The sequence below is a fragment of the Komagataeibacter xylinus genome (assembly GCF_004302915.1).
In the GTDB taxonomy this organism is placed as follows: Bacteria; Pseudomonadota; Alphaproteobacteria; order Acetobacterales; family Acetobacteraceae; genus Komagataeibacter; species Komagataeibacter xylinus_C.
Window position 1 is genome coordinate 20,180 of record NZ_QQBI01000021.1, and the last position, 25,733, is coordinate 45,912.

Sequence of the window (25,733 nt, forward strand, 5' to 3'; positions counted from 1 at the left end):
GAAACTTTTACAGTTCCTTCATGACGGCCCGCACCCCGCGTTCACGGATGGCGCGGCGCGTGGCCACCACGGCGGCGTCAAGCGCTGCCGCATCCATGTCACGCCAGCCATCAAAGGCCGGCAGGGCCAGGGCTGCGGCAAGATTGGCCTCATTGACCAGCGCCATGTCATCGGCATCGAGCGTGGGCTCGAGCGGGGCATAGCTTTCGCCCGTCTCGTCACGGCCACGCAGCATTTCGAGGTAGGCGGCAATGCCGAAGGCGATGCGGCCCAGGTCATGCCCGCTCTCGAGCGAGCGGCGCACGGTATCGGTCCAGAACACACGCACCTTCGAGGCCCCGTCGCTACAGATCCGCAGCAGCGTATCGGCCACTGCCTGGTTGGAGAAACGGCTGAGCAGCCGCCGGCGATAGGCATCAAGGTCAAAATCCGCCGGCGCATCGATCTGCGGCATGGCGTCAAGCGTCCAGTAAGCGTTGGCCAGGCGCTCGAGGTCGGCATCGGCCACGGTTTCATGCGCGTAGCGGTAGCCAAGCAGCAGGCCCACGGCCCCCAGCAGGATGTGCGATGCGTTGAGCATGCGCACCTTCACCTGCTCATAGCCCGCCACGTCATCAACAAACTGCACGCCTGCCTTTTCCAGCGCGGGGCGGCCATTGCAGAAATTGTCCTCCAGCACCCACTGGCTGAAATCCTCCGCCAGCACGGGCAGTTCGTCATCAAGACCGCTGGCCTCGTTCAGCGCCTGGCGCGTGGCGCGGTCCACGCCGGGCGTGATGCGGTCGACCATGGAGCACGGGAAGGTGACGTTGGCCTCGATCCACCCGGCCAGATCGGGGTCAACCGCGCGGGCATAGCCCACAAAGGCTGCCCGGGCGACATGGCCATTGCTGCGCAGGTTATCACATGAAAGCACGGTAAAGGGCGGCACGCCCGCCTCGCGCCTGCGGCGCAGCCCCTCCACCACGTAACCGAACACGGTAGCCGGCCTGCGCGGATGGGCAAGGTCCGCGCTCACGCCCGCCTCATCAAGGCGGAAAAGCCCGGTTTTCTCATCGATGTTGTAGCCGCCCTCGGTAATCGTCATGCTGACGATGCGGGTTTCGGGGTCGGCCAGCCGGGCCAGCACGGCCTCGGGGTCGGCGGGGGCGAGCAGGTATTCGCGCAGCGCCCCGATGATGGAGACGGTGCGCGCACCATCGGCGGCCACCTCGGTCAGGGAATACAGGCAGTCCTGCTGCTGGAACTGGCGCGCCTTGGCCTCCCCGCGCGGGCCACCGTTCAGCCCCACGCCCACGATACCCCATTGCGACTGCCCCGGCAGGCCAAGGCACTGATTGACGTACCACGCCTCATGCGCGCGGAAGAAATTGCCCACGCCAAAATGAACGATCCCTCGCCCTACCGCCTCACGCCTGTAGGCCAGCGCCTGCACGCCAGCGGGAAGGGTGGTGAGGGTTGTTTCGTTCAGCATGGTATTCTTGTGCTCCTTCAGGGTGAGGGGCGGGCACGACCCTCCGGCATGGGAACGGAGGCAGCCTTGCCCGCGGGCTCAAATCCGGCCTCGGCCACCAGCGGGTGGCCATCAAGCGGGAACGGACCATCATCCGTGCGCCCGTCCGACCAGATATTCCGCACGGCCAGCCGCATGTCGGCATGCAGCAGGCCAACAGCGAAACGCATGACAGGGGTCCAGTGTTCCCCGCCCTGCTGTTCAAGCCGGTCAAGCAGGGGGCGCATGTCATCATCGGGCAGGGCATGGCCCCGGCGGGTTCTGGCCAGCATGTCGCACCGCGCGGCCATCTGGCCCAGCACATCGGCCAGCATGTCACGCTCATGGGCCAGGATGTCACCCGTATGGGCGGTTTCGCCCTCGGTGCCCGCGCGCGCGATGAAAATGGCATCCGAGCGGATGCGGCGCAAAAGCCCCGGCAGGCGCAGCACCAGCGGGTCATGCTTCGCCAGCGAGGACGGGTGCTCCACCTCCGCCTCCTGCACGCCGTCATTGAGGTCCTGCAACAGGGAGCGGCACATCGTATCGATGGTGGCCAGCGCGTCATGGTCGGGGTGATTGTGCAACGCGCCCGAAAGCAGGTCGGACAGGCGGCGCAGCAGGCTTGCGGCATTGCCCAGCACCTCGCGCCGCGCCTCGCCGCGCAGCACGAAGAACGACACCGCAAACGACACCACGACCCCGGTCATGATCGAGGCGATGCGCTGCAGCGGCCGCGAAAACGGCTCGCCCGTGGCGGGGAACAGCAGCACCACCATGAGGGTGACAATGGCCACCCGCATCTTGGGCCGCAGCGCCACCAGCACGGCAAGCGGCATGAGCATGACCCAGAACACCATGCCCACCGAGAGCGAGGTATACTGCTCGAGCGCAATGGCGGACATGCCCGCCGCAGCGCCGATGAGCGTGCCCACGATCTGCTCGCGCCCTGTCGAGAGTGTCTGCGTCAGGCGGCTCTGGGTAATGACGATGACCGAGGTGATGAGCGCCCAGACCGGCTCATCAAGATGGATGACGGTGGCGACGATGCCGGACAGGATGAGCGAGACATTCATCCGCACGACCTGCCGCCACGTGCCCGGCCCCATGATGGAATAAAGCAGGTTCTTCAGGCGTTCCGGCATGCAGATCAGTGCCCGCCCCCTTCAGGCAGGGGGAAGGGCACCCAGCGCAGGCCATCGGCGTTCTGCACCAGGAACAGCACGGTCTTGCGGTGCTGGGCGCGGGCGGCATCGATCTGGCGGCGCAGGTCGGCGGGCGTGTTTACGGCTGCCTGCTGCACCTCGGTCACAACGTCACCGGGGCGCAGGCCGCGCTCGGCGGCGGGGCTGTCATCGGTCACGCCAGTCACCAGCACGCCCTTCTGCCCTTCGGCCATGTTGTATTTCTGGCGCGCGATATCGTCGATCTCGCCTACCGTAAAGCCCATACCCGCAATGGCCAGGCTGCCCTGGGCGGGGTTCTTGCTGGCGGGCTTGCTGTCGGCCTTGTCGGTCTTTTCCTCAGGCAGGGCGCCGATGGTAATGGCCACGGTCATCTGCTGGCCCTTACGCCAGATGCCCAGATGCGCGACGCTGCCGCCCGCAAGCTCGGCCACGAGGCGCGGCAGGGCGCGGCCATCGATATCCTTGCCGTTCAGGCTCTGGATCACATCACCGGTCTGCAGATGCGCCACCGCCGCAGGCCCCTTGGGCTCGACGCCCGCGATCAGCGCGCCATGGGGGCTTTTCAGGCCCAGCCCATCGGCAATTTCCTGCGTCACGTCCTGAATGCGCACGCCAATCCACCCGCGCGTGACCCGGCCACGATGGCGCAACTGCTCGATGATGCCCTGCGCCTCAGCCGAGGGAATGGAGAAGCCGATGCCGACCGACCCGCCCGAAGGCGAGTAGATGGCGGTATTGATGCCGATCACCTCGCCGCGCAGGTTGAACAGCGGGCCGCCGGAATTGCCCTTGTTGATGGGCGCATCGGTCTGGATGAAATCATCATACGGCCCCTGCTCGATATTGCGCCCGCGCGAGGAGACGATGCCCGCCGTCACCGTGCCCGACAGGCCGAACGGGTTGCCGATCGCCAGCACCCAGTCGCCCACGCGGGCGTGGTCGCTATCGCCAAACGGCACGGCGGGCAGGGGCTTGGGGCTGTCCACCTTCAGCACGGCAAGGTCGGTGCGGTCGTCATGGCCGAGCAGGCGGGCCTTGAGCACGGTGTTGTCCTGCAGCGTGATGGTGATCTGGTCGGCATGGCGCACGACGTGGTTGTTGGTCACGACCACGCCGGAGGGATCGATGATGAAGCCCGAGCCCAGCGCCTGCATCTTGCGCGGCGGCGCGTTGGGGCTGTCCTGGCGGTTCATGAAGTCGTGGAAGAATTTCTCGAACGGCGAGCCTTCGGGGAAGTTGGGCACCTGGGGCGTGCTGTCGCCATCATCGCCGTCGTCATCGTCCTCACCGGGGCGGACCATCTCGGTGGTGGACACGTTCACCACGGCGGGCAGCAGCCGGGCCGCAAGGTCGGCAAAGCTGTCGGGCATGTTGCGCCCCTCGCCGGGCAGGCGCAGGGGGGCGGCCGGGGCAGGCGGCGTGGCGGGGGCCGGAACGGGTGTTGACGCCGGGGCGGTATCGACCGCACGGGCGGCCTGGGCCCCAAGGGCCGTGACCAGCCCCATGGCAAGGCAGGATCGGGAAAAGACTGCGGCGCGAAAGGACATGGGGCTCTTACATCCTGCTGAACGGGATCGATCGGACGGGCACCTATATCACGCCCTTCACGGGGGCGGAAACCACGGCTTCAGCCCCGGCACAGCGGAGCGCCCGCGGGCACCGATGCCGCCCGGCCCTGCCTTGCCGCCACGCGCTGGCGTTCCTTCACCCTTGCTACGGCCAGCAGCACGTAAAATCCCGCCACGTTCACCACCACCTGCATCATCCACCCCGTGCCGAAACTGGTCAGCACCAGCCGCCCGTACAGGTCGACCAGCGTGCCTGCGGTGAAGATTTCCAGCGAGTGGCGGCCAAACAGCGCCATGAGCTGGCCCGGCCGCGTATTGGCCCACACGGTGGCGCGCGGCGAGGACTGCACGAGGTAGAACAGGGCCAGCACATCAACCAGCCGCCATGGCGAGAGGATCATCTTGTCCGGCAGCGCCATGACCACGGGCCTCAGATCGGCAAAGCCCCAGTCCGTCCACGGAAAGGACTGCACGGCGGAAAACACCAGGTAAAGCGCGCACAGCGCCGCAAGCCAGCGCGCGCGCGGCAGGCTGCCATCATGCCGGCCCGCAACCCGGGCGGCGCACACGCCCAGCACGAACAGGAACTGCCAGGCCAGCGGGTCGAAATACCAGCCATCAGGGTCGAGCCAGTTGGGAAAATTCAGCCGCGGGTCATAATTCACCCCCAGCCACACTGCCGCACTCAGCCCCAGCACCACGGGCGTGCCCACCCCGCGCAGCAGGGCGTAAAGCGGGGCGAAACCCAGCAGCAGCACGATATAGAGCGGCAGGATGTTGAGGTTGCCCGGCAGCGCCACGAGCGAGAGCACCCGCCATGCCGAATCCAGCCCATGCGCCAGTTCCGGCTCTAAAAAATCAACCGGCACCGGCCAGAAATGCCGCCAGATGCGGATGGTGGCGATACACACCACCACCATCACGATCTGGAACACGTAAAGCTGCCAGCACCGCCGCCCGATGCGGGCCAGAACCGTGACCACCGGCTTTTTGGCAAAGGCCCGCCCGTAAGCCAGCCATGAGGCATAGCCCGCCAGCAGCACGAACACCTCTGCCGCATCGGCAAAGCCGATATTGCGCATGGTAAAGCGGTTGAGCCAGTTCTGGGGGATATGGTCGATGCACATCATGAGGAGGGCCGCACCCCGCAGGGCGTCGATACGGTGGTCACGCCGGTGCGGGGCCTGCGCCCGCTCGCTGGAAATGCCCATGATGTTCCCTGCCTGCCTCAACACGATGCGCCCGGGCCGTGGCCCGGCGGCGCCCCGATGAGCGTAAAGCAGCAAATCGGATCGCAAACCATTCTCATCATGGCAGGGATGCCCCGCAACACTGTCATGGCGCGCCGGTGGCGCCTGCGCACCGTTTCATGACTCGACCACCCTGCCCCACCCCTTCTATACCCGCACGGGCGAGAGAGCAGGGAGCGCAACCATGACCAGTCCCGACCGGGCAACCATAGAAACCGTGCTGCGACAGGTGCGCACGGACGACAGGGCCGCAAGTGTTGCGGAGCTGGGCAGCCTTGATGCCTTCATGATGCGTGACGGCGTGCTCCATGTCGCCCTGGCGACAGACCGGGCGCGGGCCGAACGCCTGCAGCCCCTGCTGCCCGCACTCGAACGCGCCCTTGTTGCCACGGTTCCCGGCAGCACGGGGGCCAGTGTCATCCTGACCGCGCACCGCCCGGCCCCGGCACCCACCACGCCCGCGCCTGCGGCAGGCGGCGGCCACCGCCCGCTCAACCTTGGCGGTGGCAAGGCGGGCAGGAAGGCCCCCACCGGCCCGCTGCCCGCAGGCGTGGGCGTGGTCATTGCCGTGGCCTCGGGCAAGGGGGGTGTTGGCAAGTCCACCACGGCGGTCAACCTTGCCGTGGGGCTGGGGCTGGAAGGGCTGAAGGTGGGGCTGATGGATGCCGACGTGCATGGCCCCTCCCTGCCACGCATGATGGGCGTGCACGGCCAGCCCGAAGTGCGCGATGGCCGCCTGATCCCGCCGCATGAATGGGGCATTTCCGCCATGTCGATCGGCATGCTGGTGGAAGAGGACAAGGCCATGATCTGGCGCGGGCCGATGGTGATGGGCGCCATTGGCCAGCTGCTGGGCGATGTGGAATGGGGCGCGCTTGACGTGCTGGTGGTGGACATGCCGCCCGGCACGGGTGACGCCCAGCTGACCCTTGCGCAGAAAACCGCGCTGGCCGGAGCCATTATCGTTTCCACCCCGCAGGACATCGCCCTGCTCGATGCCCGGCGCGGTGTTGCCATGTTCGAGAAGATGAACGTGCCGGTACTGGGCGTTGTGGAGAACATGTCCTATTTCTGCTGCCCCAACTGCAACCACCGCACCGAACTGTTCGGCCATGGTGGGGCACGGGCGGAAGCCGAAAAAATGGGCGTGCCCTTTCTGGGCGAGATCCCGCTGCTGGCCGATATCCGCGCCAGTGCCGATGAGGGTGCGCCCATCGTGATCGCCGCCCCCGACAGCCCGGCAGGCCAGGCCTATCGCGCACTGGCCCATACGGTCGGCACGGCGCTGCGTCGCCTGCTGGAGAAAAAGAAGCCCACGACCTGAGTGCTGGAATCAGATCACGCAAAAAATGGGGGCGCGGGCAGAGGCTGGAGTCCCGATCGGGATGTCAGCCCACCGCGCGAGGGTGTGCGGGGGTTCGCTGCGAGCGGTGATTAAAAAGCGCCACGCACATCCGGGCGCGGCCGGGAAGCCCGGAAACGGCAACCTGTCCGGCCTCTTGGCCTGTGCGATGGCTGCGGCGAAATGCGCCAGAAGGCATGTTTGGGCAGCAGGTGACGCGCACTGACGAAACTGCCCTGATACGGAAAACCGAAAATATCTACCTGCCGCCGGGTGCCGTGCATCGGCTGGAAAGTCCCGGTCGCATCCCCCGATCCTGATCGGGATCCAGCCCCTATCCTGGCGGAGATGATATTGTCTGGAAGCTGTAGACAAACGTCCGTAGCAACCCGTTCAGCCCGCTTCAGGCGCAGCCCGCGCCCCATGACCGTCCGATGGTTGATCCGTGCCGCTTTTTATGAGTCAGGGCACGGATCTTATCGACAGGGCCTTACAGCTTGCGATCACGCTTTATCCGGTCCCATGCCGCGTTGATCTCGGCAGTCCGGGTCTGGCCCTGCGCGCGTTCGGCTTCACTCGCGCCACGTGAGCACAGCGCATCGGGGTGGTTCTCACGCACGAGGCGGCGCCAGGCCACGCGCACTTCGTGATCGCTGGCATCGCGTGAAATGCCCAGCACCTCATAGGCGCTGATTTCGCTCACGCCGGGGCGGGCGCCGCCTTCTCGCGCGCGGTCCCACGCACCGGGGCTGAGGTTGAAGGCCCTGTGCACGCCGCGCAGGAAGGCTTCCTCCTGCACGTTCACGTCACCATCGGCGCGGGCAATGACGAACAGCGCGGCCAGTGCCTCCTCGAGCATGTCGGTCTTGTTGGCAAAGGCGCGCCCCAGTTCGGTGGCGAAGGCCTTATAGTCATCGGTGCGCTGGCGGGCGTTGTCGAACAGGCGCCCCACTTCCTTCATGTTCTCGGGCGGCAGCTGGAAGCGGCGCTTGAACGCGTCGATCTCGGCGCGGTTCACCGGCCCGTCGCACTTGGCCACCTTGGCGGACAGGACAATGATGACCAGCCCGTATAACTGGTCGCGCTTGCCCATGGCGGCTGCCATCTTGGCGGCCATGAAGGTGGCCGCCCCGTTGGGATCGGCATTGAGCCGCGGGCCCCAGCGGTCGGTCCAGCCGCCTGCCGGGGTTTCCAGCAACGAGCCGTTATCCGCCGCGTGCCCGAGCGCCGTGCCCACGACCGCGCCCATGGGGCCGCCAACCGCGAACCCCGCAACGCCACCAAAAATCTTGCCCCAGATCGCCATGCCGCAACGCTAGCACGATTGCCCGGTCAACCCAACTGATCTTGCCTTTCCCCACCAGCCATTTCCGGCAGGGCTGGCATCCATTCGCGCAATGCCTCCACCCGCAGGGCGGACGCCAGGGGCCGGTCAGGCGGACGCGCGGCATCGACCTGCCCCACAAGGGCCGCCAGCGCCAGCCCGCGTGCCTGGGCAATGAGGTGCAGCGCGTGCCAGAACTCTGGCTCCAGCGCAACGGAGGTGCGGTGGCCCGACAGGTTGAGGCTACGCTTTTGCAACATCCGCGCGCCGCGCTGGGCGGGCAGCGGCATGGCGGGCGGCGCGCTCATGCGGGCAGCCGCAGGGTGGCCCATTGCGCGGCCTCGGCCACCACGGGGTCGGGGTCATTGCACAGGTGGGCGACTGCCGGGCGCAGGGCCGCCTGCCCGCTATTGCCAATGGCCACCGCCACGTTGCGCACGAACCGGTTGCGCCCGATGCGCTTGATGGGCGAGCCGGAAAAACGCGCCCGGAACCCTGCATCATCCAGCGCCGCAAGTTCGCACAGCGCGGGCGCGCGCAGGTCATCGCGCGCGGCAAGCTTCATGTGGCCAGTCGCCTGCGCGAACCGGTTCCACGGGCACACGGCAAGGCAGTCATCGCAGCCATAGATGCGGTTGCCCATGGCCGGGCGCAGGGCCTCGGGAATCGGGTCGCGGTTCTCGATGGTGAGGTAGGAGATGCACCGCCGCGCATCCATCACGCCGGGGGCGGGAAAGGCATCGGTCGGGCAGGCATCGAGGCAGCGGGTGCAGGTGCCGCACCCCCCGCCCGAGGGAGCGGATTGCGGCAGGTCGAGCGTGGTATAGACCTCGCCCAGGAACAGCCAGCTCCCGTGCTGGCGCGACACCAGCGAGGTATGCTTGCCCTGCCAGCCCAGCCCCGCATTCTGCGCCAGCGGCTTTTCCATGACCGGGGCGGTATCGACAAACACCTTCACCTCTGCCTCAAGACCCGCCCGTCGGCCCTCGTTGACCACAAACTGCGCCAGATGCTTGAGCATGCCCTTGACCACGTCGTGATAGTCGCGGTTGCGGGCATAGACGGAAATATTGCCCGCATCGGGCACCCGCGTGGTGGCCAGCGCGTCGCCCGGGGGCGCGTAGTTCAGCCCCAGCGCGATGACGCTGCGCACCGCGGGCCACAGGGTGGCAGGGTCGCCGCGCTGGGCCATGCGCTCGGCCATCCAGCCCATGCTGCCCGCAAATCCGTTCTCCACAAAGGCGGCAAGGCGGGCGCGCGTCGCCTCATCGAGCCGCGCTGGCGCAAAACCCACGGCATCGAAGCCCAGCGCGCGCGCATGGGCTTCGATGCGGGCCGCAAGCCGGGCCGGATCAGGGGGCGTGCCGGCCATCAGGGCACGGGCGGAATGTCGGGAAAGGGCATTTCATCCCCACTCCAGTCATCCATCGCCCACTGCGCCCGCAGGTGGGCGGCATGGGCTTCGAACGTGCCATCGACAATGGCCGCCCGCATGCCACGCATCAGCCGCTGGTAATAGGCGATGTTGTGCCATGTCAGCAGCATGGGGCCGAGCATCTCGTTGGCGCGGAACAGGTGGTGCAGGTAGGCGCGGCTGTGGCGCGAACAGGCCAGGCAGTCGCAATGCGGCGAGATGGGCCGCGAATCGCTGGCATGCCGCGCATTGCGGATGTTGAGCGTGCCGCGCTCGGTATAGGCGCGCGCCGTACGCCCCGCCCGCGTGGGCATGACGCAGTCGAACATGTCCACCCCGCGCTCGACCGCACCAAGCAGGTCATCGGGCGTGCCGACGCCCATCAGGTAGCGCGGGCTGCCATCGGGTATGAGCGGCACGGTGGAATCAAGGGTGGAGAACATCAGCTCCTGCCCCTCGCCCACCGCAAGGCCACCGATGGCGTAACCCTCGAAGCCGATGCCGGTCAGCGCCTTCACGCTCTCGGCCCGCAGTTCCGGCTCGGTGCCGCCCTGGATGATGCCGTACTGCGCGTAACCGGGCCGCTGCACGAACGCCTCGCGGCACCGCTGCGCCCAGCGCATCGACATGCGCATGGACTGGGCAATGACCTCTGGCGCCGCAGGCAGGGCGGGACATTCGTCAAAGCACATGCTGATGGTGGCATCGAGCGCGTGCTGGATGTCGGTCGAGCGCTCGGGGGTGAGGCGGTGCTTCGAGCCATCGATATGCGAGCGGAAGGTCACGCCGTCCTGGTCCAGCTTGCGCAGTGGGCCGAGCGACATGACCTGAAACCCGCCCGAATCGGTCAGGATCGGCCCTGGCCAGTCCATGAAGCGGTGCAGGCCACCAAGCTGGCGCACCCGCTCCGCCCCTGGACGGAGCATGAGGTGATAGGTATTGCCCAGCACGATGCCAGCGCCCGTAGAACGCACGCTGTCCATCGTCATGGCCTTGACCGTGCCCACCGTGCCAACAGGCATGAAGGTGGGGGTGGCGACCGTGCCATGCGCGGTGTCGAGCCAGCCTGCGCGGGCATGGCCGGAGCGGGCTTCGGGGCGCCAGCGGAAAGTAGTCATGGCAGGTCTCCCTCGGTGCGGTGCAGCAGGCAGGCATCGCCATAGGAATAGAAGCGGTAGCCGCTGGCAATGGCATGGGCATAGGCCGCCTGCATGCGGTGGTAGCCGCCAAAGGCGCAGACCAGCATGAACAGGGTCGAGCGCGGCAGGTGGAAATTGGTCAGCAGCATGTCCACCGCGCGAAAGCGGTAGCCGGGCCTGATGAAGATGGCCGTCTCGCCATGGAAGGGATGGACGATGCCGCTCTCGTCCGTCGCACTTTCAAGCAGCCGCAGCGAGGTGGTGCCGACGGCCACGATCCGCCCGCCCGCAGCCCGCGCGGCGTTGATGCGCTGGGCCGCATGCGGCGAGATGGTGCCACGCTCGGCATGCATGCGGTGGGCGGAAATCTGGTCGCTGCGCATGGGCAGGAAGGTGCCCGCGCCCACATGCAGCGTCAGGGTCTGGCGGATCACGCCTGCCCTGTCGAGTGCTGCCAGCAGGTCAGGCGTAAAGTGCAGCCCTGCCGTGGGGGCGGCCACGGCACCGCGATGCTGGGCGAAGATGGTGCTGTAGTCCTTGCGGTCTGCCTCGGTCGGGCCATCGGGGCGGGCAATATAGGGCGGCAGGGCCAGCTTGCCTGCATCGTGCAGGAACTGGTCGAATGCAGCACCCTCCACGCTGAAGCGCAGGGTCACGTCGCCCGCATCGCCCCGGCTGATGACCTCCGCCGTCACCGCGCTACGGCCAAAAGTGAGCGTATCACCCGGGCGCAGGCGGCGGGCGTTGCGGGCCAGCACATGCCATGAGCCATCGGGCAGGATTCGGTCGAGCGTTATGCCGATCTTCGCCTCGCCGCGCATGGCGGCAAGCTGGGCCGGAATGACTGCCGTGTCATTGGCCACCAGGATGTCGCCGGGCCGCAGGCAGCCCGGCAGGTCGCGCACGTGGCGGTCGATGAAGGGGCCTGCCGCGGGCACATCAAGCAGGCGCGCGCTGTCACGCGGGCGGGCCGGGTGGTCGGCGATGCTCGTGGGCGGGAGGGTGAAATCGAAATCAGAAACCAGATCCGTCATGCGGCCCCCTTTACGGAATCCGCACCCCGGTTGCCAGCATGAACTCTCATGACCCTTACAAAGAAACTGCTGAAAACGCCTGATCACGGCATATGCCGCAAATCATGGAAAAGTTTTTGGTGAAGCTTTTTTCAAAAAGCTTCAAAGAACGCTGCCTTTTTGAAAAAAGGCGGCACCCAAAAACTTTTATTCCATTTTCCAATACGCTTCCTGCGCCTGCCGCATGGCGGCGTTGGACAGACGCAGCCGGGAAAGCCACAATGCGGCAGCGATTCCCGCATGGGAATGTTCCCGCCCGCACCCGGCGCAGCCGGATGCCGCGAAATTTATGGAGTTATGCCATGTCCTACGCCGCCCTTGATGCCGTCCGCATTGCCCGCGCCTGCAAGACCGCGCTGCATGTGCTCGAAACGGTGGAAGAAAAGGACCGCAGCGAGGCCCACCAGCGCAAGACCATCATGATCCAGCGCATCGAGGCCCTGGCCCGCGCCGCTGCCGAGAGCAAGAACAATGATCAGGTCATTACCCTGACCTCGGAAGAATTCTGGCTCATCAGCCAGAACTGGTAATTCCGGGCGCCATTACCCTCCCCCTATTCGCGCCACCCGACGCGAAAAGCAGGAAACCCACATGACGTTTACACTGACCAGCCGCTCCTTCAACGATGGCGACCGCCTGCCTGAAGCACAGGTGTTTGAAGGCATGGGCTATTGCGGCGGCAACATCTCGCCGCCGCTGGCATGGCAGGACCCGCCCGCCGGGACCAAGAGCTTCGCCATCACCATGTATGACCCCGATGCGCCTACCGGCTCGGGCTGGTGGCACTGGGTTGTCATCAACATCCCTGCCACCGTCACCTCACTGCCTGCCGGTGCGGGCTCGGGCGACAACAACCTGCCCGAACATGCCGAGATGACGCGCACCGACTTTGGCGGCAACGTGTATGGCGGCGCAGCCCCCCCGCCGGGGCCGGACCACCATTACATCTTCACCATCCATGCGCTTGACATCGCGCAGATCGAACTGCCGAGCGATGCCTCAGGCGCAATGGTGGGGTTCGTGATCAACCAGCACAGCCTTGGCTCGGCCAGGCTGACTGCCGTTTATGGCAAGAAGCCGAAATAAGAGACGTTTTCGGGCGCCGCCTTTTTTCTCAAAAAGGCGGCGTTTTTTGAAGCTTTTTAAAAAAGCTTCACCAAAACCTTTTATCCGGTACTACCCCTGATACGAGGCGATCTCGATCAGGTTGCCATCCGGGTCGTGGCAGTAAACCGAGGTGACCGGCCCGAGCGCGCCAAGGCGGGCCACCGGCCCCTCGGTCACGCGCACGCCGCATTTTTCCAGGTGTTCAATCACATCCACGCTGTTGAGCGCGGTGGTGAAGCACAGGTCATTGGTGCCGGGCAGCGCATCTTCCGCCGTGACCCAGCCCTCGGCCCCGTACGGGCGGAGGTTGATCTTCTGGCCGCCGAATTTCAGCGCCGTGCGGTTGTTGCGCCCGTATTCCTCGCGCTCCATGCCCAGCACGCGCTGGTACCACGAGGCCGAGACCTCAAGGTCCCGCACACTCACCACAAGGTGGTCAAGACGATCGACGGTAAAACGCATGGCGCTCCCTAACCTTCGGTTGTCCGGCCCGACTCAGGCAGGCCGGACGCCCCATCAGGGTGACGTTCAGCCGGTCAGGCCATCATAAAAATCATTACCCTTGTCGTCGATCACGATAAAGGCCGGAAAATTCTCGACCTCGATCTTCCACACCGCTTCCATGCCCAGCTCGGGGTATTCCAGCACTTCGACCTTGCGAATGCAGTCCTGCGCAAGGCGGGCGGCAGGGCCGCCGACGGAGCCGAGATAGAAGCCGCCATATTCGTGGCACGCAGTGCGCACGGCCTTCGAGCGGTTGCCCTTGGCCAGCATGATGTACGAACCGCCCGCCTTCTGCAGCATGGCAACGTAGCTGTCCATGCGGCCAGCCGTGGTGGGGCCGAACGCGCCGGTGGGCATGCCCTCGGGCGTCTTGGCGGGGCCGGCGTAATAGACGGGGTGGTCCTTGAGGTATTGCGGCAGGCCCTCGCCCTTTTCCAGCCGCTCGCGGAACTTGGCGTGGGCGATGTCGCGCGCCACCACCATCGTGCCGGTCAGCGACAGGCGCGTGCGCACGGGATACTGCGAGAGCTTGCGGCGGATCTCGTCCATCGGCTGGTTGAGGTCGATCTGCACCGCCTCGCCCTCAAGGTCGTCATCCGTGGTCTCGGGCAGGAAGCGGGCGGGATCGGTCTCGAGCTGCTCAAGGAACACGCCATCACCCGTGATCCGTGCCTTGACCTGCCGGTCGGCCGAGCACGACACCCCGATTCCCACCGGCAGCGACGCGCCATGGCGCGGCAGGCGCACCACGCGCACGTCATGGCAGAAATACTTGCCGCCAAACTGCGCACCAATGCCGAGGCGCTGGGTCAGCTTGTGGATTTCCGCTTCCATCTCAAGATCACGGAAGGCATGGCCGTGCACGCTGCCCTCGGTGGGCAGGCTGTCGAGCCAGCGGGTGGAGGCGAGCTTTACGGTCTCGAGGTTCTGCTCGGCGGACATGCCGCCAATCACCACCGCAAGGTGGTAGGGCGGGCAGGCGGAGGTGCCGAGCGTGCGGATCTTGCCGTCCAGCCATTTCAGCAGGTTTTCCTTGTTCGAGAGCAGCGCCCGCGTCTCCTGGAACAGGAAGGTCTTGTTGGCCGACCCGCCACCCTTGGCGATGAACATCAGGTCCATCTGCTCGGCATGGTAGTCGCCCGGTGTGGCCGAGATATGGAACTGCACCGGCAGGTTGGTGCCGGTGTTCACTTCCTCGAACATGGAGACCGGGGCCATCTGCGAATAGCGCAGCGCCGTGCCGGTATAGGTATCGTACACCCCGCGCGAGAAGGCTTCCTCCTCATTGCCATCCACCCACACGCGCTGGCCCTTCTTGCCGTACACGATGGCCGTGCCGGTATCCTGGCACATGGGCAGCACGCCGCCGGCCGCGATGCAGGCGTTCTTGAGCAGGTCCATCGCCACGAAGCGGTCGTTCTCCGACGCCTCGGGGTCTTTCAGGATCTTGGCAAGCTGCGCGAGATGACCCGGCCGCAGCAGGTGCGCCACGTCGTTGAAGGCCCGGGCGGCCAGAGCCGTCAGCGCCTCGGGGCGGACATGGACTACCGTGCGGCCCGCGAGGGTCGAGGTGGTGATGCCCTCGACCTCAAGCTTCTTCCACGGTGTGTCATCATCATGCAACGGAAAGAGCGGGCCATACACGAATGGCTTGCGCGCGGGTGCGGATACGTTCAACGGACACTCTCCTCTGCCTTTTCCCCCGGATTGGTTCCGGGTGGCGGCGTTGTCGAATCAGGGCGCGTCCGGTGCATCCGGCGCACCCGGATGGTTGATGTGGCTCAGCCCGGCCCGCCCGGCCCGCGCTTGCGGAAGGCGGCAAGGCTTACGACCTGCGAGCCTTCACCCCTGTCCTTTTCCCCCTCGCCTTCCTGCGCTGCGGGTGCGTCCACCTGTGCGGCGGCTGCGGGCATGACCGGCACCACGTTTTCGCCCTCGGGCACGGCGGCCACGGGCGGCTGCTCGGGCACGCTGAAGCGCAGGGCAAGGCGGATATGCGGATCGGCAAAGGCGGAGATGGCGGCCACCGGGATCACCAGCGTGGAGGGAACGCCGCCAAACGACAGCCCGACCGAGACAATCTGCCGGGTGCGGTCGACCTTGAGATCCCAGAACTGGTGCTGGAGCACGATCGTGATCTCGTGGGGGTACTGCGCGCGCAGGCGGTCGGGCATTTCAACGCCCGGCCAGTCGGTCCTGAATGTCAGGTAAAAGTGATGATCGCCGGGCAGGCCGTGGGCTGCGGCATAATCAAGCGCGCGCAGCATGACATGGCGGTATGAATCCTCGATCCAGGAATCATAGGGCATGAGGCTGTCGGGGATGGCGGCATCGAAACCGTTTTCCTCGTCGTGATCATCAGACATTTCGGACTTCTCCGTACATCCGCCCGGGCAATGCTGACCCGGAACGGATTTTTGCAGACATGCGGGTTCGGACCACGCCGTGCCACAGCACCAAGCTGTGCGTCAAACTTCATGGCATGGCAAGCCACGGGCGCGCGGCATCCCTTCACGAAGCGGATACCGCGCCATCAACCTAACATGAGCAGAAGAAAAGGTGGGAGGGCTTCTGTTGCCCGGTGCCCTCCCGAACCGCGCTTATCGCTTATGCAGCGACAGCGAGCACCTCTGAGTTATCGTTGGCACTTGTGATTTAGCCCGATAACGGTGGTACAATGCCGGGCAAAAGGCGGGTCTTTACCATGCGTGTCGAGCCTGTTTCGTCCCCATATCCCCCACCTGGGAGGGAAACTGGTGGAGACGCCGGGTACCGCCCCCGGGTCCACAACACTTATTCCACGCGCCGTTTATCGCCATAGCCAAGGGGCAAGCCCCTCCGGCACTTACCAACATAGGTGTTCGCCCCGCATCTGGCAAGGGGTGCGGCATGCCATGACGCGCAGAACGGCTGGTCCCTGCCCGGCCCATGCGCCATGATACCGCCGTGATGGCTGCCTAGGAAAACGCCCCTAGGACAGGCCTGCAAGGATATGGTATGGCCCGCGTCCCTGTGGTGATGCATATGAGCGAGGCGGTAGGACACATGTTTTCCAGCGAGCAGAAATCGGCCATCGAGGCAGCCCGCGCCGGATGGGCACAGACCCGCCGCCTGGTCGTGCCCGCGGTGGAAGACGTGCTGTATTCCCCCATTCCCGTGCTCGAGACCGGCTTCGTGCGCGCGGTAGACTACATGGGCGGCGATAGCGGCATCGTGCAGGGGGCGCGCGTCTCCTACGGCAAGGGCACGCGCAGCACGTCCGATGACCGGGGCCTGATCCGCTACCTCATGCGCCACCGCCACACCAGCCCGTTCGAGCTGGCCGTGATCAAGCTGCATGTGCGCGCGCCCATATTCGTCACCCGCCAGTGGTTCCGCCACCGCACCGCCAGCATCAATGAATACTCGGCGCGCTACTCCGTGCTGGAGAAGGAATTCTACTTCCCCCGCCCCGAGGACATCGCCGCACAGTCAACCAACAACAAGCAGGGCCGCGCCGACGCCCTGCCGCCCGAGCAGGCGGCACAGGTGCTCGACATCCTGCGCAATGACGCCTCGCGCTGCTATGAGCACTATCTCGACCTGCTCAACGAGGACGAGAACGGCGAGAAGCGTGACCCGTCGCGCCCCGCCATCGCCCGCGAGCTGGCGCGCATGAACCTGCCGGTCAACATCATGACGCAGTTCTACTGGCAGATTAACCTGTGGAACCTGCTGCACTTCCTGCGGCTGCGCGCCGACAGCCACGCCCAGTACGAAATCCGCGCCTATGCCGACGCCATCCTGCAGATCGTGGAAAAATGGGCGCCGCTCACCTACGAGGCGTTTACCGACTACATGCGCGACGCCGTGCTGCTGTCCGGCCCGGCGCTGCGCGTGCTGCGCGCGGCCATGGGCGGGCAGGACATTGACCCCGCAGCCCACGGGCTGAGCAAGCGCGAGGCGCGCGAGCTTGCCGAGATGTTCCCCGAAATCGCACCCCGGCTGGTCCGCCAGGGCTGACAGGCGCGTTCAACAAAGCGTGATCCGGTGCCACTGCTCCGTTGCGGTGGCGTTGAGGGGATGTGGATTTTACGTCACACCCAACGCGGCAATTCTGCCAGCATCCCCTCCCCGCAGGCCCGTCCGGCCCGGGTTCAGCCCCATGTGCATCCTGCAGGGCAGCCACAATCTTCCCTCATCATCGGGCTAGCGGATTGCACAACAGCCATCCCATGCTAGAGAGTGACGCGAGAAAGGGGCGGTATCGCCCGGTTCAGGATTCTTGCAAACACATTGGGCCACCCCGCCATGCCTGCATGACGGTGAAGCAAAGACAGAGGGAAGCGGAAACGAGTATGCGCGCAGAGACAGGATCGAATTCTTGGTCGTCCCGCCCGTTCCCGTCCCCGCGTCGTCCGGCGCTGCGCGTCGTGGGGGTGATGCTGGGCCTGCTGGGGCTTGCCTCATGCGCGGCCCCGCCGCCCACCGACCCGGACGCCCTGGCTGAATACAAGGAAGCCAACGACCGCTACGAAAAGCTGAACCGCAAGGCCTTCGGCATTACCATGTGGGCCAACAAATACACCCTGCGCCCGGTGGCCAAGGCCTATATCTGGGCCGTGCCGCGCCCGCTGCGTAATGCGTTTGGCGGCCTGTACCAGACCATGAACGAGCCGGTGGTGTTCTTTAACGACGTGGGCGCGGGCAGGCCCCGCCGCGCGGGTGACGCCTTCGTGCGCTGGTGCATCAACATGACGGTCGGCATCGGCGGGCTGATCGATGTGGCGAACTACGCAGGCTACAAGCACCATGACAACGATGCCGGCCTGACACTGGCCACATGGGGCGTGCCCTCGGGGCCGTACCTGTTCCTGCCGGTGCTTGGCCCGTCCTCCTTCCGTGACGGCGTCGGCTATGGCATCGATACCGGCCTGTCACCGTGGAACTATGTGCCCAGCGGTTATGGGTTGGTGACCTTCAACTGGGCCTATAACATCATGGGCACCATCAACGGCATGGCCAACAATGTCGATGCGCTTGACCAGGTGATGAAGGATTCGCTCGATCCCTACGCCACCATCCGCAGCGCCTACCAGCAGCAGCGCAAGGCCATGGCCGAAGCCATAAAGAACGACCACCGGGCCACCGTGCCCGACTGGTACCACACGAAATAACCAATAAAGGGACACAGCGATGCAGAGATTCATCCCCCGTCGCCACGCACTGGCCCTGCTGGCAGCACTCGCCACCATGCCTGTTGCTTCAGCATGGGCGGTTGATGCTGGCGCGCAGGCCCGTTCCTTCGTCACCATGTTTGGCAGCAAGCTCGTTGGCGTGGTCAACAGCGACATCTCGCTGGAAAAGAAGAAGCAGGACATCCTGCCCCTACTCGAGCAGTATGTGGATGTTGACGCCATCGGCCGCTACTGCCTTGGCCGCTACTGGCGCACCGCAACCCCAGACCAGCAGGCCCGCTACATCAAGCTGTTCCATCAGGTGCTGGTCAATGCCATTACCGACAAGATCGGTGACTATCGCGGCGTGACCTTCGTGGTCGGCTCAAGCGCGCCCTCGGGCGATGACACGGCCGTCTCCACCGTCATCAACCGCCCCGGCCAGCCGGGTGCCGATACGCAGTGGATCATCAGCACCGCCAGCGGCAGCCCCAAGGTGGTGGACGTGGTGGGCGAAGGGGCAAGTCTGCGCCTGACCCAGCGGCAGGATTACGGCTCCTTCATCGCACGCAATGGCGGCAATGTGGACGCCCTGCTGCGCGCGCTCGACAAGCAGATCGCCAACCATCACTGAAAGCTTTCCCTATCGCGGGCAGCAGACATAAAAAAGCCGGTTTATACCGGCTTTTTTAATGCTGATGGTCACCTGGCCCTTTGTGACAGCAAAAGTGCACGACGCATTACGGAAAGCTGTTTGCATCCGCTGCACGGGAGTTCCGCGCTGATGTTCTTTGCGATCACGCAGAAAATATGCTCAAACCGCACTTCTGCGTAAATTCACCCCATGCCCATATCGTCTTGCGTTTCATGACATTACAACAATCCTCACGGCCTCGTTATAATGAAGGGAGAAATCTGCGTCTTTCCCGTGTCATGCAGCAGAAAGGCGGGATGGGGAAGATTGCCTGTGTCCATGACGGCACGACCGATGACCCGGCCATGTGTCAGCCAGCCTGCCGGGCCAGACCACGCACCGGGCACCCATGCGGCGGTCATCCTCAATTCCACCCGCAGGTGCCGCCCGAAGCCAAGACCAGTCTCATCGGTACCTGTCATGATGCGGATACGGTTTATGCCCCGGGGAGTGCATTTCGTGGCTACAGGCAGCATTGATGAATATCTTGGTTGCGTCTCCGATGAAGTAACGGAGCGCTCATCATACAGGGTTGGGCGCCCCGTAAAATCGTACGATTTCGGCTAATGACCGAGAAAAAGAGAACGTAAAATGAAAAATATTCTGAAATCGGATAAGATTCTCTTTTTCTCGTTTATTATATCCGCCCTGTCCCTTGTTATCTTTGATCTCGAGACCATACCCTTTGGCGGCCTGACATACAGCACCTGCAAATGGGACTGCCTGTGGTACAGAGATATCATCCTGCATGGCTACCAGCCTGATACCTACCTGTCGCTTCGCCATATGGGCTTTGCGGCATGGCCGTTTTTCCCGCTTTTTCCGGGGCTTGCCGCCTGTATAAGATACCTGACGGGCCTGAGTGCCGAAGCCTCGGCGCTGCTGCTGAACCAGGCCCTCTTTTTCTTTCTCGTCGCCATATCGGCCCTGTATTACAGGAAATTCGTCGATAGCCAGAAATATGCCCTGTTCATATTAGTGCTGTGCCTGTCGCCATTCGCCCTGTGGTACAAGATACAATATACTGAATGTATCTACGGCGCATTGATGGTGTGTATTGCTTATTTTACGCGCGACAGAAGGTACATACCCCTTTTCATCTGCTCCTTCCTTGAAACCCTGACGCGCCCCACGGGCATCCTTGTGGTGGGAACATGCAGCGCCTACCTCATGATCGATGCCCTGAGGACACGCAACCTGAATGCCTTCCTGAATGGCGGTTTTCCCGTCATGGCAGGCAGTCTGGGCCTGTCCGTCTACATGCTCTACCTCTATTACCTGACCGGTGATGCGCTGGCCTTCTCCCATATGCAGAGCAGCTGGGGGCGCGCGTTCGGTTTTCCCGGCAAGTGGATCATTGAAGCCATTATCCACGGCCGCCGGATCAACGGGGTCATTGCGGCCTTCATCAGCATGTTTTTCCTGTATTACGGCTTCAGGAAGCGGATGTATCTGGAAACATCGATCCTGACCGTTACATTCCTGTTCGCCCTCAGTTCCGGCGTTCTGTCACTGCACAGATTTATCTTTGGCAATCCTTTATTCGTCATGATTTTCTGCCGCATATTTGACAATAAAAGCCAGAAGGTTACAAACTATTCCCTTTTGATACTTTTCATTCTTGGCCTCATTGCCGCATATATGTGGTTCAATGACTCACATTACCTTTTCTGAGCAGGAAGGTACTGCAATATGTCAAATAGATTGATAATTACCTTTTTTATTATTGTATCTGCTTTTAATATATTTGTCCTGTACAAGGCCGCGCATCCGGATACAAGTAAAAATTACATGGATTATTTCATAAAGAAAAACATATCGACTACAGAATACAATTCTAGGGAGCTATACGATTACGATGCACTAAGGGAAGCCAATCCCGACATGGAAACCTGGCGGTTCCGGCCCATATGCCAGGACAAAGGGCACGAATGCGTCCTGCCCCACCCTGCCGGCCCGTCAAGATAACCGCTGACAGGCCGCCAGCCCAAGGGTTCATGCACCCTTGAGAATGGCAACATGAGCCACGCCATCATGCGTGATCCAGCCCCGGTACATGCCATCCGTGTTGAAGGGCATGGCGATATTGCCCCTGTCATCGAGCAGGATCGCACCGCCATCACCGCCAAGTGCTGGAATTTCGTGGTTGATCACCTCATCCGCCGCCTGGGCCAGTGGCTGGTGCATCATCGTCACCCGCATGCAGATTTCATGGGCGGCGACCGTGCGGATGTAATATTCACCCCACCCCGTACCTGACATGGCGCAGCCTGCATTGGCGTATGTGCCCGCCCCGATCAGCGGCGAATCGCCCACGCGGCCCCACATCTTGTCTGTCAGTCCCCCTGTCGAGGTCGCGGCCGCCAGGTGCCCGTTGCGGTCAAGGGCCACGGCGCCCACCGTACCATGATGGGTATCCGCCTCCTGCGCCTGCTTCTGCCGGTCTTTTTCCAACGCCTCCTGCAACTGCGCCCAGCGCCGGTCGGTGCGGAAATAGGCGGGGTCAACCAGGGCCACGCCCTGCGTTACGGCAAAGGCTTCTGCCCCATCGCCAATCAGGAACACATGGGGCGAATGCGCCATTACGGCGGCTGCCAGCGTTATGGGGTTGCGCACATGCGTCACCCCCGCAATGGCCCCGGCCCGCAATGTCGCGCCATCCATGATCGCGGCATCCATCTCGTTGTGGCCATCATGCGTGAACACCGCGCCCTTGCCTGCGTTGAATTCCGGGTCATCCTCCAGCACCTGCACGGCGGCTTCAACGGCCTCGACCGCGGGCCTGCCGGTGTTCAGCTTTTTGTAGCCAGTGCGCAACGCGCGCCTGAGGGCTGCCTTAACCGCTTTTTCACGCGCGGGCGTCATGTCCTTGCGGATCACGCCCGCCCCACCGTGAATGACCAGCACCGGCTCGGCCGCATGGGCCGATACCGCCACGGAACACAGCAGGCAGGCCAGCGCCGCAGAAAATATTTTCACCTGTCCATCTCCCCGGAGAACCAAGGCAGGGAGTTTACAGAAATAATACGGACAGGAAACGAATTCTTCCACACGCAGCCGCACGTGTGTTGCAAAAGCATTGACTGAGCGGAACCGTTTTACGGCCTTCGGGCAAACAGCCCTGCCTCAGGCTGCCTGTGCGGGTTTCAAAACAGCTTTAATGCAGGCTGGCCCATGCGGGCGCGCCACGCAGGCTGTGATAGAGCAGGATATCCGGCCCACAGCGCTCCGGCTGCTCCGGGCACACGCTCATGCCCGCCCCGCCAAAAACCTGCCGGGCCACGATGTCATGTTCACGCACATAGGCAATGACGCGGCTCACCCCCGCATCATGCGCAAAGGCCAGCGCCGTGGTCGTTGCCTCGCGTGAGAGCGCCGTATCACGCGCGTCAGCTATCATGGTGAACTGCAATTCATGGCAGTCAGGCGCGGTGGTGGAAGGCTGCACGCCAGCCAGCCCGATGAACCGCCCCTGCTGGCGCACGGTAAACATGCCCACGCCCTCACGGCCCCAGGTCATGAGGTCGGTCAGCATGTCCTGCTCGCTCAGCGCCCGGTTGCATACGCCGCCTGCCAGCCGCCCGGTCACGCCCGCGCTGGCCTTGAGCCGCACTACATCTTCAAGGTCGGTCCATGAGACCGGATCAAGCTGCAGATGGCCTGTCTGTATGTGACATCGACATCCCATTACCGCCTCCCCAGGGCCGGTGCGTGAAACCCGGCCTTTATTGAAGGCAGATAATGGGGCCGATGGCAAATGGAATCAGCGCGCGATGGGGCGGTACTTGATCCGGCTCGGCTCGGTCGCATCCGGGCCAAGGCGGCGGCGCTTGTCTTCCTCATAGGCCTGGAAGTTGCCTTCGAACCACTCAACGTGGCTGTCACCCTCAAAGGCGAGGATATGGGTGGCCAGGCGGTCAAGGAACCAGCGGTCATGGCTGATGATGACAGCACAGCCCGCGAATTCGGCCAGGGCCTCCTCCAGCGCGCGCAGCGTATCGACATCAAGGTCGTTGGTCGGCTCATCGAGCAGGATCACGTTGCTTTCCTGCCGCAGCATCTTGGCCAGATGCACGCGGTTGCGCTCACCACCCGAGAGCACGCCCACCTTCTTCTGCTGGTCAGCACCCTTGAAGTTGAAGGCGCCGACATAGGCGCGCGACGGCACGGCGCGCTTGCCAAGGTAGATCACGTCGGTCCCGCCGGAGATTTCCTCCCACACGGTCTTGTCATCATCAAGGCTGAAGCGCGACTGGTCCACATAGCCGAGCTTGACCGTGTCACCGATGACAAGCTTGCCGCCATCGGGCTGCTCCAGCCCCATGATCATCTTGAACAGGGTGGACTTGCCCGCGCCGTTCGGCCCGATCACGCCCACGATGCCGCCCGGCGGCAGCTTGAAGTTCAGGTCATCGATCAGCAGGTGGTTGCCAAAGCCCTTGCGCAGGTCCTCGGCCTCGATCACGGTGCCGCCAAGGCGGGGGCCGGGCGGAATGACGATGTCGGCCACGCCATTCGCCTTCTCGTTATTCTGGGCCAGCATTTCCTCATAACGCGCGATACGCGACTTGCTCTTGGCCTGGCGGGCCTTGGGCGAGGAGCCGATCCATTCCTGCTCGGCGGCAAGGGCGCGCTGGCGTGAGCTCTCTTCCTTTTCCTCCTGCGCCAGGCGCTTGCGCTTCTGGGTCAGCCAGGAGGAGTAGTTGCCCTCGAACGGATAGCCACGGCCACGCTCAAGTTCGAGAATCCAGTTGGTCACGTTATCGAGGAAGTAACGGTCATGGGTAATGACCATCACGGTGCCTTCGTAGTCACGCAGCGTTTTTTCCAGCCAGGACACGCTCTCCGCATCAAGGTGGTTGGTCGGCTCATCGAGCAGCAGCAGGTCGGGCTTTTCAAGCAGCAGGCGGCACAGGGCCACGCGGCGGCGCTCACCACCGGAGAGCTTGTCCACCGGGCTGTCAGCGGGCGGGCAGCGCAGGGCCTCGAGCGCGATCTCGAGCTTGCGGTCGAGTTCCCAGCCATCGCCCGCGTCGATCACTTCCTGCAGCTCGGCCTGTTCGGCCAGCAGGGTGTTCATCTCGTCATCGGACATGGGTTCGGCAAACTTCATCGAGATCTCGTTGAAGCGGTCCACGGCCTTTTTCAGCTCGCCAAAGCCCAGCGCCACGTTCTCGCCCACCGTCAGGCTCTCGTCGAGCTTGGGTTCCTGCTCGAGGTAGCCCACGCGCGCGCCCTCGGCGGCCCATGCCTCGCCGCCAAATTCCTTTTCCACGCCCGCCATGATCTTGAGCAGCGTCGATTTACCGGCACCGTTGACGCCGAGCACGCCAATCTTGACGCCGGGCAGGAAGGACAGGGTAATGCCCTTGAAGACCTCACGCCCACCCGGATACGCCTTGGTCAGGTCCTTCATCACATAGACATATTGCGTGGCGGCCATGACGGTCGGCTCCTGATAAACTGATGAGAAAATGGTCAAGTCGCCGCACGGCGTGGGCTGCATCGGGGCATGCCCGCCGTGCCGCATGCTGAAAAGCCTGCGCCCGGCAGGACTTGAACCCGCAACCAAGCCGTTATGAGCGGCCCGCTCTAACCAATTGAGCTACGGGCGCGCAGGCAGCCCCTGATCTCGCGCATGTCGCGGGATTTGGCAAGGTCAACGTGCCTTTTTGTGCGTAATTTTTTCCGTTACAGAGGCGATATCGCCATAAAAAAAACAGGTTCATGATCTGGCTCATGGTGAGCCACCCAGCCACGGAACATGACTTGCACAGAAAACGCGGGCAGATATACCGTCATCCCCCGTTAATTCATGCCGCCCCGCTCTGGGGTGGCCCTTAACGCACATTACAGGCAGCAGGAGGCCTGAACAGCAATGGACGTATCGAAGATTTCCCCCGGCAAGGACGTACCCAACGACATCAACGTCGTGATCGAAATTCCGCAGGGTTCAGGCGTCAAGTACGAGATCGACAAGGATAGCGGCGCGCTGGTGGTGGACCGCATCCTGTTCACGCCCATGGTCTATCCGGCCGCCTATGGCTTCATTCCCAACACGCTGGCCGCCGATGGCGACCCGACCGATGCGCTGGTGCTGATGCCCGCCGCCGTGGTGCCCGGCGTTGTGGTGCGCGCGCGCCCCATCGGCGTACTGCGCATGGAAGACGAGAGCGGCCAGGACGAAAAGATCATCTGCGTGCCGCACGACAAGGTGCACCCGTACTATTCCAACGTGGAAAAGCTCGAGGACCTGCCCGAGATCGTGCTCAAGGAGATCGAGCACTTCTTCACCCGCTACAAGGACCTGGAAAAGGGCAAGTGGGTCAAGGTTGCAGGCTGGGCCGACAAGAAGGTCGCGGGCGAAGTGATCCTTGAATCCGTCAAGGCCGTCGCTGGCAAGTAAGACCTGCCGATAAAAGTTTTTGGTAAAGCTTTTTTCAAAAAGCTTTGAAAAAACGCCGCCTTTTTAAAAAAAGGCGG

Annotated in this window: 25 protein-coding genes, 1 tRNA gene, 1 other RNA gene and 1 pseudogene; 9 read left to right on the forward strand and 19 right to left on the reverse strand. The window is 63.8% G+C overall.

The genetic code is table 11. The features are described from left to right. Positions 1-7 precede the first annotated feature (7 nt). The 4 genes from DV027_RS11750 to DV027_RS11765 form a co-directional block, all read right to left on the reverse strand. Complete coding sequence (locus DV027_RS11750; protein WP_130732064.1) at positions 8-1,474, reverse strand: mannitol dehydrogenase family protein; 1,467 nt, start codon at positions 1,472-1,474, stop codon at positions 8-10. 17 nt (positions 1,475-1,491) lie between these two features. Then, the gene (locus DV027_RS11755) at positions 1,492-2,637 is read right to left on the reverse strand and encodes an FUSC family protein (protein ID WP_130732066.1); all 1,146 of its coding nucleotides are present in this window, start codon (positions 2,635-2,637) and stop codon (positions 1,492-1,494) included. Between the two features lie 5 nt (positions 2,638-2,642). Beyond that, on the reverse strand, positions 2,643-4,226 hold the full coding sequence (locus tag DV027_RS11760) for a DegQ family serine endoprotease (protein WP_130732069.1): 1,584 nt from the start codon (positions 4,224-4,226) through the stop codon (positions 2,643-2,645). Between the two features lie 80 nt (positions 4,227-4,306). Beyond that, a complete protein-coding gene (locus DV027_RS11765) occupies positions 4,307-5,458 on the reverse strand; it encodes an OpgC family protein (protein WP_130732071.1) in 1,152 nt (383 codons plus the stop codon). Positions 5,459-5,681: 223 nt separating this feature from the next. On the opposite strand from DV027_RS11765, the gene DV027_RS11770 reads away from it, so the two are divergent. Further along, positions 5,682-6,821, forward strand: coding sequence for an Mrp/NBP35 family ATP-binding protein (locus tag DV027_RS11770; RefSeq protein WP_130732073.1), 1,140 nt, complete (start codon positions 5,682-5,684; stop codon positions 6,819-6,821). 230 nt (positions 6,822-7,051) lie between these two features. Then, positions 7,052-7,150: pseudogene (locus DV027_RS11775) on the forward strand (hypothetical protein); the annotation flags it as partial. Positions 7,151-7,329: 179 nt separating this feature from the next. Here the strand turns inward: DV027_RS11775 and DV027_RS11780 are convergent. The 6 genes from DV027_RS11780 to DV027_RS17610 are packed head-to-tail and all read right to left on the reverse strand — an operon-like array spanning position 7,330 to position 12,009. Then, on the reverse strand, positions 7,330-8,145 hold the full coding sequence (locus tag DV027_RS11780) for a TerB family tellurite resistance protein (protein WP_130732076.1): 816 nt from the start codon (positions 8,143-8,145) through the stop codon (positions 7,330-7,332). A gap of 26 nt (positions 8,146-8,171) precedes the next feature. After that, positions 8,172-8,471, reverse strand: coding sequence for a ribbon-helix-helix domain-containing protein (locus DV027_RS11785; protein WP_242621876.1), 300 nt, complete (start codon positions 8,469-8,471; stop codon positions 8,172-8,174). Then, entirely contained in the window at positions 8,468-9,535 is a 1,068-nt protein-coding gene (gene queG / locus DV027_RS11790) for a tRNA epoxyqueuosine(34) reductase QueG (protein ID WP_130732078.1), read from the reverse strand. The genes DV027_RS11785 and queG overlap by 4 nt, the downstream gene beginning before the upstream one ends. After that, positions 9,535-10,695: a tRNA guanosine(34) transglycosylase Tgt gene (gene tgt, locus DV027_RS11795; protein WP_130732080.1), complete on the reverse strand. Its 1,161-nt coding sequence runs from the start codon at positions 10,693-10,695 to the stop codon at positions 9,535-9,537. The genes queG and tgt overlap by 1 nt, the downstream gene beginning before the upstream one ends. Continuing rightward, positions 10,692-11,750 carry a tRNA preQ1(34) S-adenosylmethionine ribosyltransferase-isomerase QueA gene (gene queA, locus DV027_RS11800; RefSeq protein ID WP_130732082.1) on the reverse strand — a complete coding sequence of 353 codons (1,059 nt, stop codon included), beginning with the start codon at positions 11,748-11,750 and terminating at the stop codon, positions 10,692-10,694. Before queA ends, tgt begins: the two co-directional genes overlap by 4 nt. Before the next feature lie 55 nt (positions 11,751-11,805). After that, entirely contained in the window at positions 11,806-12,009 is a 204-nt protein-coding gene (locus DV027_RS17610; protein WP_165399183.1) for a hypothetical protein, read from the reverse strand. An 82-nt stretch (positions 12,010-12,091) separates the two neighbouring features. On the opposite strand from DV027_RS17610, the gene DV027_RS11805 reads away from it, so the two are divergent. Together DV027_RS11805 and DV027_RS11810 are read left to right on the forward strand one after the other, a co-directional pair. Next, positions 12,092-12,319 carry a hypothetical protein gene (locus DV027_RS11805; protein ID WP_061272309.1) on the forward strand — a complete coding sequence of 76 codons (228 nt, stop codon included), beginning with the start codon at positions 12,092-12,094 and terminating at the stop codon, positions 12,317-12,319. A 61-nt stretch (positions 12,320-12,380) separates the two neighbouring features. Beyond that, positions 12,381-12,875: a kinase inhibitor gene (locus DV027_RS11810; protein WP_130732084.1), complete on the forward strand. Its 495-nt coding sequence runs from the start codon at positions 12,381-12,383 to the stop codon at positions 12,873-12,875. A gap of 90 nt (positions 12,876-12,965) precedes the next feature. Here DV027_RS11810 and DV027_RS11815 read toward each other — a convergent pair whose 3' ends face one another. From DV027_RS11815 to ssrA, 4 genes are all read right to left on the reverse strand, one after another. Then, positions 12,966-13,358 (reverse strand): VOC family protein, encoded by a 393-nt coding sequence (locus DV027_RS11815; RefSeq protein ID WP_130732086.1) that lies wholly within the window; start codon positions 13,356-13,358, stop codon positions 12,966-12,968. 66 nt (positions 13,359-13,424) lie between these two features. Next, entirely contained in the window at positions 13,425-15,077 is a 1,653-nt protein-coding gene (locus DV027_RS11820) for a fumarate hydratase (RefSeq protein ID WP_130732088.1), read from the reverse strand. Positions 15,078-15,181: 104 nt separating this feature from the next. After that, complete coding sequence (locus DV027_RS11825; protein ID WP_130732090.1) at positions 15,182-15,766, reverse strand: SspB family protein; 585 nt, start codon at positions 15,764-15,766, stop codon at positions 15,182-15,184. Between the two features lie 194 nt (positions 15,767-15,960). Continuing rightward, positions 15,961-16,283, reverse strand: a transfer-messenger RNA (tmRNA) gene (gene ssrA / locus DV027_RS11830). A gap of 162 nt (positions 16,284-16,445) precedes the next feature. On the opposite strand from ssrA, the gene thyX reads away from it, so the two are divergent. The 3 genes from thyX (at position 16,446) to DV027_RS11845 (ending at position 19,190) form a co-directional block, all read left to right on the forward strand. Then, a complete protein-coding gene (gene thyX, locus DV027_RS11835; protein ID WP_130732120.1) occupies positions 16,446-17,402 on the forward strand; it encodes an FAD-dependent thymidylate synthase in 957 nt (318 codons plus the stop codon). 419 nt (positions 17,403-17,821) lie between these two features. Continuing rightward, positions 17,822-18,556, forward strand: coding sequence for an MlaA family lipoprotein (locus tag DV027_RS11840; RefSeq protein ID WP_242621880.1), 735 nt, complete (start codon positions 17,822-17,824; stop codon positions 18,554-18,556). 19 nt (positions 18,557-18,575) lie between these two features. Then, positions 18,576-19,190 (forward strand): MlaC/ttg2D family ABC transporter substrate-binding protein, encoded by a 615-nt coding sequence (locus tag DV027_RS11845; RefSeq protein ID WP_130732092.1) that lies wholly within the window; start codon positions 18,576-18,578, stop codon positions 19,188-19,190. 251 nt (positions 19,191-19,441) lie between these two features. Here the strand turns inward: DV027_RS11845 and DV027_RS11850 are convergent, their stop codons facing one another. Continuing rightward, complete coding sequence (locus tag DV027_RS11850) at positions 19,442-19,672, reverse strand: hypothetical protein (RefSeq protein WP_130732094.1); 231 nt, start codon at positions 19,670-19,672, stop codon at positions 19,442-19,444. Between the two features lie 169 nt (positions 19,673-19,841). Here DV027_RS11850 and DV027_RS11855 point away from each other — a divergent pair, with 169 nt between their 5' ends. Continuing rightward, complete coding sequence (locus tag DV027_RS11855) at positions 19,842-20,924, forward strand: hypothetical protein (protein ID WP_130732096.1); 1,083 nt, start codon at positions 19,842-19,844, stop codon at positions 20,922-20,924. A gap of 321 nt (positions 20,925-21,245) precedes the next feature. On the opposite strand, the gene DV027_RS11860 is transcribed toward DV027_RS11855, so the two are convergent. The 4 genes from DV027_RS11860 to DV027_RS11875 all read right to left on the reverse strand — a co-directional run bounded on the left by DV027_RS11860 (position 21,246) and on the right by DV027_RS11875 (position 24,865). Beyond that, positions 21,246-22,229 (reverse strand): isoaspartyl peptidase/L-asparaginase family protein, encoded by a 984-nt coding sequence (locus tag DV027_RS11860; protein WP_242621877.1) that lies wholly within the window; start codon positions 22,227-22,229, stop codon positions 21,246-21,248. 178 nt (positions 22,230-22,407) lie between these two features. Beyond that, a complete protein-coding gene (locus DV027_RS11865) occupies positions 22,408-22,938 on the reverse strand; it encodes a GNAT family N-acetyltransferase (RefSeq protein WP_130732098.1) in 531 nt (176 codons plus the stop codon). A 75-nt stretch (positions 22,939-23,013) separates the two neighbouring features. Continuing rightward, positions 23,014-24,693, reverse strand: coding sequence for an energy-dependent translational throttle protein EttA (ettA, locus tag DV027_RS11870; RefSeq protein WP_130732100.1), 1,680 nt, complete (start codon positions 24,691-24,693; stop codon positions 23,014-23,016). 98 nt (positions 24,694-24,791) lie between these two features. After that, positions 24,792-24,865 (reverse strand) — tRNA-Ile (locus DV027_RS11875). Positions 24,866-25,128: 263 nt separating this feature from the next. Here DV027_RS11875 and ppa point away from each other — a divergent pair. Then, entirely contained in the window at positions 25,129-25,656 is a 528-nt protein-coding gene (gene ppa / locus DV027_RS11880; RefSeq protein WP_061272287.1) for an inorganic diphosphatase, read from the forward strand. The last annotated feature ends 77 nt before the right edge of the window (positions 25,657-25,733 follow it).

Coding starts and splice junctions, on each gene's coding strand:
- DV027_RS11750 (WP_130732064.1), bottom strand. CDS start 1,474: ATGCTGAACGAAACAACCCTCACCACCCTTCCCGCTGGCGTGCAGGCG.
- DV027_RS11755 (WP_130732066.1), bottom strand. CDS start 2,637: ATGCCGGAACGCCTGAAGAACCTGCTTTATTCCATCATGGGGCCGGGC.
- DV027_RS11760 (WP_130732069.1), bottom strand. CDS start 4,226: ATGTCCTTTCGCGCCGCAGTCTTTTCCCGATCCTGCCTTGCCATGGGG.
- DV027_RS11765 (WP_130732071.1), bottom strand. CDS start 5,458: ATGGGCATTTCCAGCGAGCGGGCGCAGGCCCCGCACCGGCGTGACCAC.
- DV027_RS11770 (WP_130732073.1), top strand. CDS start 5,682: ATGACCAGTCCCGACCGGGCAACCATAGAAACCGTGCTGCGACAGGTG.
- DV027_RS11780 (WP_130732076.1), bottom strand. CDS start 8,145: ATGGCGATCTGGGGCAAGATTTTTGGTGGCGTTGCGGGGTTCGCGGTT.
- DV027_RS11785 (WP_242621876.1), bottom strand. CDS start 8,471: ATGAGCGCGCCGCCCGCCATGCCGCTGCCCGCCCAGCGCGGCGCGCGG.
- queG (WP_130732078.1), bottom strand. CDS start 9,535: ATGGCCGGCACGCCCCCTGATCCGGCCCGGCTTGCGGCCCGCATCGAA.
- tgt (WP_130732080.1), bottom strand. CDS start 10,695: ATGACTACTTTCCGCTGGCGCCCCGAAGCCCGCTCCGGCCATGCCCGC.
- queA (WP_130732082.1), bottom strand. CDS start 11,750: ATGACGGATCTGGTTTCTGATTTCGATTTCACCCTCCCGCCCACGAGC.
- DV027_RS11805 (WP_061272309.1), top strand. CDS start 12,092: ATGTCCTACGCCGCCCTTGATGCCGTCCGCATTGCCCGCGCCTGCAAG.
- DV027_RS11810 (WP_130732084.1), top strand. CDS start 12,381: ATGACGTTTACACTGACCAGCCGCTCCTTCAACGATGGCGACCGCCTG.
- DV027_RS11815 (WP_130732086.1), bottom strand. CDS start 13,358: ATGCGTTTTACCGTCGATCGTCTTGACCACCTTGTGGTGAGTGTGCGG.
- DV027_RS11825 (WP_130732090.1), bottom strand. CDS start 15,766: ATGTCTGATGATCACGACGAGGAAAACGGTTTCGATGCCGCCATCCCC.
- thyX (WP_130732120.1), top strand. CDS start 16,446: ATGTTTTCCAGCGAGCAGAAATCGGCCATCGAGGCAGCCCGCGCCGGA.
- DV027_RS11840 (WP_242621880.1), top strand. CDS start 17,822: ATGCTGGGCCTGCTGGGGCTTGCCTCATGCGCGGCCCCGCCGCCCACC.
- DV027_RS11845 (WP_130732092.1), top strand. CDS start 18,576: ATGCAGAGATTCATCCCCCGTCGCCACGCACTGGCCCTGCTGGCAGCA.
- DV027_RS11850 (WP_130732094.1), bottom strand. CDS start 19,672: ATGACAGGTACCGATGAGACTGGTCTTGGCTTCGGGCGGCACCTGCGG.
- DV027_RS11855 (WP_130732096.1), top strand. CDS start 19,842: ATGAAAAATATTCTGAAATCGGATAAGATTCTCTTTTTCTCGTTTATT.
- DV027_RS11865 (WP_130732098.1), bottom strand. CDS start 22,938: ATGGGATGTCGATGTCACATACAGACAGGCCATCTGCAGCTTGATCCG.
- ettA (WP_130732100.1), bottom strand. CDS start 24,693: ATGGCCGCCACGCAATATGTCTATGTGATGAAGGACCTGACCAAGGCG.
- ppa (WP_061272287.1), top strand. CDS start 25,129: ATGGACGTATCGAAGATTTCCCCCGGCAAGGACGTACCCAACGACATC.